Annotated in this window: 1 protein-coding gene; it reads left to right on the top strand. The window is 54.9% G+C overall.

Annotated features, from left to right (window positions below):
• Positions 1-156: 156 nt before the first annotated feature.
• Positions 157-1,664: IS21 family transposase (gene istA / locus HMPREF2617_RS00010; RefSeq protein WP_070838959.1), on the top strand; the 1,508-nt coding region annotated here is incomplete at its 3' end.

A 1,664-nucleotide genomic window follows, 5' to 3' on the forward strand; every position in this document is an offset into this window, starting at 1 on the left:
TGCCGTTTCCGTGTAGTTGGTAGGGGCAATCCGCGTAGTTGGTAGGGGTTTTCCGGATAGGTGGTAGGGGTCTTCTTTTTCGGTCATTTTTGTAGGTGACGTCGGCGCAATCTGTGCCGGTGTGTCACCACTTTCTGACCGCAAGGAGGGCCTTTTATGGCCAACTTCAAAGACATTATGGCGATGTGTTTGACCGGAGCGAGTTATGCAGCCATCTCTGCTGCCTTGGAGTGCTCCAACAGGGATATCGCCAAAGTCAAAGCAGTGATTGCTGACCACGCAATCACGCAGTCTTCGTTCGCTCAGCTGGATCCAGAGTTCTTCGATACGCACTTTAGCGATCAGCGAACGAGTCGGCGTTTGCGCTATGACCGACCTGACTTCGAAAAACTCGCGAAGAAGCTGGCGAACAACAAGCACCTCACGCGCCATAAGCTGTGGATGGACTATGTCGCTTCCCCGTGCGCCGCAGGTGAATCGAAGTACCAGTACTCCCAGTTCTGTGAACACCTGCGTGACTACATCCGGGCTACCGGCATGACCTCGATTATCGAGCATGAACCAGGCCAAGAGCTCTACGTCGACTGGGCGGGCGACAAAGTCCGCATCATCGACCAAGCCACCGGTGAGGTAGGGATGAAAGCTTGCCTATTTGTGGCTGTCTGTCCCTACTCTTCTTTGTTATTTGTGGTTGCTACGGCGAATGAGAAGATGGACGCCTGGATTGACTGCCACGTCAAAGCCCTAAACTACCTCGGGAAACGCCCCGGCATCATCGTTCCTGATAACGCGCCGACTGCAACGTATCGCCCGGCGAAGAACAAACCCGCACGACGCATCCAACAGCGCTATGCGGACTTTGCTGACTACTATGACATCTTGCTTGTACCAGCACGTCCGGGAAAACCCCGCGATAAAGCCGCAGTTGAGCGTGCCGTCCAACTTGTCTATACGCGTATCCTTGGCTATTTCGATGGGGTTGAGTTCTATAGCCTTGAAGAGCTCAACGAAGCGATCGCTGAGCGCCTCGAAGACATCAACACAACCATGCCCAATGCGCATGGGTTTACTCGTCGTGAGCTGTTTGACATCGATGAAGCACCCATGATGCGCAACCTTCCTGACACCCCATTTACGGAAGTGTCCTGGCGCAGCGTCAAAGTCGATCGCAATTGGCACATCTGTTGTGACTACCAGTACTACTCCGTGCCGTTTCAATACATCGGCAAGACTTTGCGCGCACGGCTGACCAACAGCCTGGTCAGCATCTTCAACGGCGATAGCCTCGTGGCCGAACACCCGCGTATGCACGGGTTTAAGTACCGCTATTGCACAGACCCTGCGCATACCCCAGACAAAGAGATTACTGGGGTCAAACCGCTAACTCGCGATGAGCTCTACGCCAGAGCATCGTCGTTTGGGCCCGCAACCAGCAAGGTCATCGCCATGATCCTTGAGCACAACGCCCAAGCCCTGCCACGCGGTTTACGCACAGCCCGCAACGTGTTGGTCAAGCTCGGGAACAAGCACAACAAAACCACACTTGAACCAGCGTGCCAGCAAATCATCGACCACAACCTCGCGCCGAATCTGCAGGTCATCTCCCGCATCCAGGCCGACATCGCCCGCAACGGTAACGCCGAAGCCAACACCCCAACACCACA

This window comes from Corynebacterium sp. HMSC070H05 (genome assembly GCF_001837615.1).
Taxonomy (GTDB): Bacteria; Actinomycetota; Actinomycetes; order Mycobacteriales; family Mycobacteriaceae; genus Corynebacterium; species Corynebacterium coyleae.